The organism is Sphingopyxis sp. RIFCSPHIGHO2_12_FULL_65_19, from assembly GCF_001830555.1.
Classification (GTDB): Bacteria; Pseudomonadota; Alphaproteobacteria; order Sphingomonadales; family Sphingomonadaceae; genus Sphingopyxis.
In genome coordinates, this window is the sequence record NZ_MIAM01000035.1 from 27456 (window position 1) to 34095 (window position 6640).

Annotated in this window: 5 protein-coding genes; 2 read left to right on the forward strand and 3 right to left on the reverse strand. The window is 66.8% G+C overall.

Features of this window, described 5'->3' with window-relative positions:
* Together mutS and A3E77_RS10860 are read left to right on the forward strand one after the other, a co-directional pair.
* A partial coding sequence (mutS, locus tag A3E77_RS10855) for a DNA mismatch repair protein MutS (protein ID WP_293645769.1) occupies positions 1–1377 on the forward strand: 1377 nt, incomplete at its 5' end.
* Positions 1378–1392: 15 nt separating this feature from the next.
* On the forward strand, positions 1393–4152 hold the full coding sequence (locus A3E77_RS10860; RefSeq protein WP_293645771.1) for a [protein-PII] uridylyltransferase: 2760 nt from the start codon (positions 1393–1395) through the stop codon (positions 4150–4152).
* A gap of 22 nt (positions 4153–4174) precedes the next feature.
* On the opposite strand, the gene A3E77_RS10865 is transcribed toward A3E77_RS10860, so the two are convergent.
* From A3E77_RS10865 to A3E77_RS10875, 3 genes are all read right to left on the reverse strand, one after another.
* Entirely contained in the window at positions 4175–4660 is a 486-nt protein-coding gene (locus tag A3E77_RS10865) for a hypothetical protein (RefSeq protein ID WP_293645773.1), read from the reverse strand.
* Positions 4661–4969: 309 nt separating this feature from the next.
* On the reverse strand, positions 4970–5929 hold the full coding sequence (locus A3E77_RS10870) for an alpha/beta hydrolase (RefSeq protein ID WP_293645775.1): 960 nt from the start codon (positions 5927–5929) through the stop codon (positions 4970–4972).
* 40 nt (positions 5930–5969) lie between these two features.
* The coding region (locus A3E77_RS10875; protein ID WP_458574438.1) for a phenylalanine--tRNA ligase subunit beta-related protein at positions 5970–6640 on the reverse strand (671 nt) is incomplete at its 5' end.

The window sequence follows — 6640 nt, forward strand, 5'->3', positions numbered from 1 at the left end:
CTGATCGAAACCCCGCCGGTCGATGCGGCGCAGGGCGGTTATATTGCCGAGGGTTATGACCATGCGCTCGACGCGCTGCGCGAAACCGCGCGCGACGGTCGCAAGGCGATTGCCGCGCTCGAGGCCGACTATCGCGACCGCACCGGCATCGCGTCGCTCAAGATCCGGCATAACGGCGTCCTCGGCTATCATGTCGAGGTGCCTGCGAAACACGCCGACGCTTTGATGGCACCCGAATCGGGCTTCACCCACCGCCAGACGCTGGCGGGCGTCGTGCGCTTCAATTCTGCCGACCTCCACGACGCCGCGAGCCGGGTGACGCAAGCGGGGGTGCACGCCGTCGCCGCCGAGGCCGCGCATCTCGAAACGCTCACCGACGCCGCGATCGCGCGGCGCGAGGCGATTGCGGCGTCGTGCGATGTGCTTGCGCGGATCGACGTCGCCGCGGCGCTTGCCGACCATGCGATGAGCCACAATTGGTGCCGCCCCGACCTGGCCGACGCGCCGTGCCTCGATGTCACCGGCGGGCGGCATCCGGTGGTCGAGGCCGCGCTGGCGAAATCGGGCGAGCGTTTCGTGCCCAATGACCTGTCCTTGTCCGACCGCGACCGATTGTGGCTCGTCACCGGACCGAACATGGGCGGCAAATCGACCTTTCTGCGCCAGAATGCGCTGATCGTCGTGCTTGCGCAGGCGGGTGGTTTCGTGCCCGCCGCATCGGCAAAGCTTGGCCTTGTCGACCGACTGTTCAGCCGCGTCGGGGCAAGCGACAACCTCGCGCGTGGGCGCTCCACCTTCATGGTGGAAATGGTCGAAACCGCGGCGATCCTGGCCCAGGCGACCCCGCAAAGCTTCGTCATTCTCGATGAGGTCGGGCGCGGGACGTCGACCTATGACGGGCTGGCGCTCGCCTGGTCGGTGGTCGAGGCGGTGCACGAGGTCAACAAGTGCCGCTGCCTGTTCGCGACCCATTATCACGAGTTGACGCGGCTTGCCGAAACACTGGACGCGCTGTCGCTCCATCATGTCCGCGCGCGCGAATGGCAGGGCGACCTGGTGCTGCTCCACGAAGTCGCCGAAGGCCCCGCCGACCGCAGCTATGGCCTGGCCGTCGCGCGGCTCGCGGGGGTGCCGGCGGCGGTCGTCAAGCGCGCCGAAGCGGTGCTGGCGAAGCTCGAGGCGGGGCGCGAGGCGACCGGCGGGCTTGCCGCGGGGCTCGACGACCTGCCGCTGTTCGCAGCGACGCTGGCCGAAGCCCCCGCGGCGGTGAAGGACGCGCTGCGCGAAACGCTGGCGCGGCTCGACCCCGATGCGCTGGCACCGCGCGAGGCGCTCGATGCGCTGTATGCGCTCAAGCGGCTGATGGCGGACGAATAGCGTGGGGACGGGACGATGAGCGACATGTTCGACAATCTCGACCAGCGCCGCGCGATCGTCGATCGGCGCGACCTTGCGGCCCGGCTCGACGCGATCGCGGCGGAAAGCAGCGATTCGGGCGAAAGGCGCCGCGCGATGGTGGCGCTGCTCAAGGCGGCCCTCGACGCCGGGCGGGCAGAGATCGAGCGGCGCCTGCTCGCGCGGCCGTCGGCGGGGCGCGTCGCCGCCAATGCGACGGCGTTCCTGATCGACCAGCTCATCCGGCTCAGCCATGATTTCACCGTCGGCCATCTCTATCCGTCGGCCAATCGCTCGGCGGGCGAGCGCATCACGCTGATCGCGGTCGGCGGCTATGGCCGCGGCGAAATGGCGCCGCACAGCGACATCGACATCGGCTTTCTGACCCCGTTCAAACAGACGAGCTGGACCGAACAGGTCATCGAGGCGCAGCTCTATACCCTGTGGGATCTTGGGCTGAAGGTCGGGCATTCGAGCCGGTCGCTCGACGAGATGATCCGCGCCGCAAAGGAGGATCTGACGATCCGGACCGCGCTGCTCGAAGGCCGTTTCATCTGGGGCGACCGCGACCTGTATGACCAGGCGTCGGCGCGTTTCGATGCCGAGGTGGTGGCGGGCAATGCAAGGCCCTTCGTCGCCGAAAAGCTCGCCGAGCGGGACGAGCGGCACAAGCGCATGGGCGATTCGCGCTATGTTGTCGAACCCAATGTCAAGGAAGGGAAGGGGGGGCTTCGCGACCTCCACACGCTGTTCTGGATCGGCAAGTTCATCCACCGGGTGCGCACCGTTCCCGAACTGGTCGATGCGGGGCTGATGTCGGCGCGCGAACTGCGCCAGTTTGAACGCGCGGAGAATTTCCTTCTCGCCGTGCGCTGCCACCTCCACATCCTCGCGGGCCGCGCCGAGGACCGGCTGACGTTCGATTTCCAGCCTGAAATCGCACGGCGGATGCACTTCGCCGACCGGCCGGGGAAGAGTGCGGTCGAACGTTTCATGCAGCTTTATTTCCTGCACGCCAAAAGCGTCGGCGACGTCACCGGCACCTTTCTTGCGCATCTCGACGACCAGATGGCGGCGCGCGGGCGGCGCTTCCTGCCGACGATCCGGCGGCGCCCCGGCAGGCTCCATGGCTTTGTCCTCGACCGCGGCCGCCTCGCGTTGCCGTCGGACGATTTTTTCGCGGCCGACCCGGTCCGGCTGATCGAGATTTTCGCGCTCGCCGACAAGCATGGCCTGGAAATCCATCCGCAGGCGATGCGGCAGGCGCGCCATGACGCGAAGCTGATCGAAACGCACCGGGTGCGGCGCGATGCGCGCGCGAACGCCTTGTTCCTCGACGTGCTGACGTCGCCGCGCGATCCCGAAACGGTGCTGCGCTGGATGAACGAGGCGGGCGTCTTTGGCCGCTTCGTCCCCGATTTCGGCCGCGTCGTCGCGCAGATGCAGTTCGACATGTATCACCACTATACCGTCGACGAGCATACGATCCGCGCCATCGGGCTGCTTTCGGATATCGAGCAGGGACGGCTGGAGGAGGATCATCCGCTATCGACCGCGATCATGGGCCAGATCCATTCGCGCCGGACCGTCTATGTCGCGGTGCTCCTCCACGACATCGCAAAGGGGCGCGGCGGCGACCATAGCGTGCTGGGCGCCGAACTTGCGCTCCGCGTCTGTCCGCGGCTTGGCCTGAGCGAGGCCGAGACCGAGACAGTGTCCTGGCTCGTGCGGTATCACCTGCTGATGTCGGCAACCGCGTTCAAGCGCGACCTTGCCGATTTCAAGACGATCCTGGATTTCGCCGGGCAGGTGCAAAGCCCCGAACGGCTCCGTCTCCTCCTCGTGCTCACCGTCGTCGATATTCGCGCGGTCGGCCCCGGCGTGTGGAACAGCTGGAAACGGCAATTGCTCACCGAATTATACGATGCCGCCGAAGAAGTGCTGCGCCTCGGCCACAAACAGCGCGGCCGCGAACAGCGGATCGCCAGCAAGAAGGAAGCGGTCGCGGCGCAATTCGGCTTCGACCAAAAGACGTTCGACAAGGTCGCGCGGCGCCTGCCCGAAAGCTATTGGATCGCCGAGCCGGTCGAGGTGATCGCCGCCAACCTCGTCCATATCCGGCAGGCGGGCGATGCGCCGCTGCACATCGCGGCGGTGCCCGACGACGACCGCGGTGCGACGCTGGTGATGGTGCTCGCCGCCGACCATCCGGGGCTTTTCTATCGCATCGCGGGGGGCATCCACCTGGCGGGCGGCAACATTATCGACGCGCGCATCCACACGACGCGCGACGGCCTCGCGCTCGACAATTTCCTGGTGCAGGACCCGATCGGCCGCCCGTTCGACGAACCGGGACAGATCGGCCGGCTGACCCGCGCGATCGAGGACGCGCTCGCCAACCGGCAGAAACTGCTGCCGAAACTCGAAGCCCGCGCGCTGCCGCGCACGCGCGCCGAAGCGTTCCGCGTCGCGCCGAACGTGTTCGTCGACAATAAGGCATCGAATCGCTTCACCGTGATCGAGGTCAATGCGCAGGACCGCCCGGCGCTGCTCAACCAGCTCGCTTACGCGCTCTTCCAGTCCAAGGTCACCGTCCACAGCGCCCACGTCGCCACCTATGGCGAACGCGCGGTCGACACTTTTTACGTGACCGACCTGATCGGCGACAAGATCGATAGCCCGGCACGGGTAAAAAGTCTGGAGAAGCGGCTGCTGGAGGCCGCAGCAAGCCAGAGCGAGGACGCGGTGGCGGCTTGACCGCTTTGGGGTGGAAAGCGGACTAACGCTTTGGCGGCGGCGTGGGCACGTAAATCGGATTTGGATTCTTCCCCCCAACGCACAAATTGAAATCGCCGGCCTCGCGGTCGCGAAATCGGGTCGGCCAGCCGCCCAAGCAATCGGTCGGCGTTGTGTCCATGCCTCGCACAATGGCGATCGACATCGAGCGGATACGCGCCTCTCCGATGAGGCAATTCACTTTCTCAGGTGGGGTTGCATCTAGGGCGATGAATGAAGAGGATGCTGCGTCATTGCCGCCAGCGTCGGTCAAAAAGGCTTCTATCTTACAGTCCCGTAGCACCTTAAGGCTTGCAGGACCCTCCGTTTCAGGTTTGTAATCCGGTCCGAGAATATAATCAAAATCGTCGTCGACGAGACGGAGATATAGCGGCTGTTGATCATCCCGATGCCACAGCGTTGCGGCTCCCCACGCACAAATGCCAAGAGTCGCCCCGGTCAGCACGCCTGCCAGAAATTTCCGGTTCATTGGATATCCTTGCCGGTTGTTGCCACCGTCACATTTGCTGAAGATCCGAACGTCCGCAATTGATCGTTTCCTGCCATCGCGTTGCGAACTGCGCCAAACGGCGAAAATGGGGTGGGGAGCGGCCAATTAGATCCTCCCCATCGACTTGCGATGGGGAGGTGGCAGCCCGCAGGGCTGACGGAGGGGCAATGGCGCAACGTTGCGGCCCCTCCACCACCGCCTGCGGCGGCGGTCCCCCTCCCCATCGCAAGTCGATGGGGAGGAACTTTACGTCCGCAATCGCTCGCTAGCTGACAGGCGGCTTCCCCTTCAGCCTCCAGTCGGTCCTGCCATCGCGGCGGCGGCGGCCAGCAGGCCGCCGTTGAAACGTTGCGACACCGCAGCGTCGGGGATCGCGTTGAACGCGTGGATCGCCCCGGCATAGCTGTGCAGGTCGACGGGCACGCCTGCCGCGACGAGCCGACGCGCATAATCGAGATTTTCGTCAAAGAAGAGGTCGAGGCTGCCGGTGGCGATATAGGCGGGGGGCAGGTTCGACAGATCGTCGGCAAGGCTGGGCGAAAACCAGCCGCGCCGGTCGTCGTCGGCCCGGTAGTCGCCCTGCAACGCCGACCAGCCGAAGCGGTTGCTCGCGCGCGTCCAGATGAATTCGCCGGTTGTCGGGTTGCCATAGGGGCACGCGTCGCTGCCGGTGCGGTGATCGAGCATCGGATAGGTCAGGAGCTGGCCCGCGAGTCGCGGACCGCCCAGGTCGCGCGCCATGATCGCGAGCGCGGCGGCCAGCCCGCCGCCTGCGCTTTCGCCTGCCACGATGATTCGGGACGCATCGAAACCGATGGCGTCGGCTTGCCCGGCCAGCCACGCCAGCGCCGAATGGCAATCCTGCTGCGGCGCCGGAAACGGGTGCTCGGGCGCAAGGCGATACTCGACCGACGCAACCGGAACGCCTGCTGCCGCTGCGAGCGCCGCGGGTCCGGCCTGCATCTGCTCGACCGACCCCATCACCATGCCGCCGCCATGGATATGCAGGATGGCGCCGCCGCCCGCGGACGCTGACGCGGGACGGTAGAGGAAGACCGGGATGTCAGGTCCGCCATGGATCGACGGAATGACAAGCCTTTCGGGCGCGATGATCGGCGGCGGCAGAAACGCATATGCCTCTGCGGCCTTGGCCCGGATCTGGCCGATCGGAGCCGAATCAAGATCGACGCGCGGGAACATGTCGATGATCGGTGCAATTTCGCGATCGACGAGGTGGCGGGTGTTCATGCCGACTGTCCCTTTCATGGCCCCGCCGATTCGGGCGGCGTTATCCCCTCAGCACCGCACCGATTTTCGCCGCTGCGGCCACCACCTTGTCGGCAATCGCCTTCAGCTCGGCATCGGTGAAGCTTTTTTCGACCGGCTGCAACTCGACCTCGACTGCCAGGCTGACCTGGCCCTCGGGCACGCCTTGCCCCGCGAAGCGGTCGAACAGGCGGGCGTCGACGATGCTCGCCTTGTCGGCGCCGCGGATCGCGCGCACCAGATCGGCGGCCGTCAGCGTCGCGGGCGCGAGGAAGGCGAAGTCGCGGCGCACCGATTGCAGCGCGGGCGGGGTAAAGGCCGCGCGGGCGGGGCCGCTCGCGCGCTTCGCCGGGATCGCGTCGAGGAAGATCTGCACCGCCATCACCGGGCCGTCGACATCGAAATGGCGGGTCAGCAGCGGGTGGAGCGCGCCGAATTCGGCGAGCACCGCCTTGGGGCCGAGCCGCAGCGTCGCCGACTGGCCGGGATGCCAGATGCTGCCTTCGCTCACTGCGTCCATCACCTGCAAGCGGTCGGCCGGCGCCCCCGCCGCTTCGAGCAGCGCCAGCGCGGCGGTCTTGGCGTCGAAGGCGTCGAACGGCGCCGCCTTGCCCGCTTGCCAGCCGCGCGCGTTTCTGGCGCCCGCCATCAGCACGGCGAGCGTCGGACGCTCGGCATCCGCCAGATAGCGCC

Coding starts and splice junctions, on each gene's coding strand:
- A3E77_RS10865 (WP_293645773.1), bottom strand. CDS start 4,660: ATGAACCGGAAATTTCTGGCAGGCGTGCTGACCGGGGCGACTCTTGGC.
- A3E77_RS10860 (WP_293645771.1), top strand. CDS start 1,393: ATGAGCGACATGTTCGACAATCTCGACCAGCGCCGCGCGATCGTCGAT.
- A3E77_RS10870 (WP_293645775.1), bottom strand. CDS start 5,929: ATGAACACCCGCCACCTCGTCGATCGCGAAATTGCACCGATCATCGAC.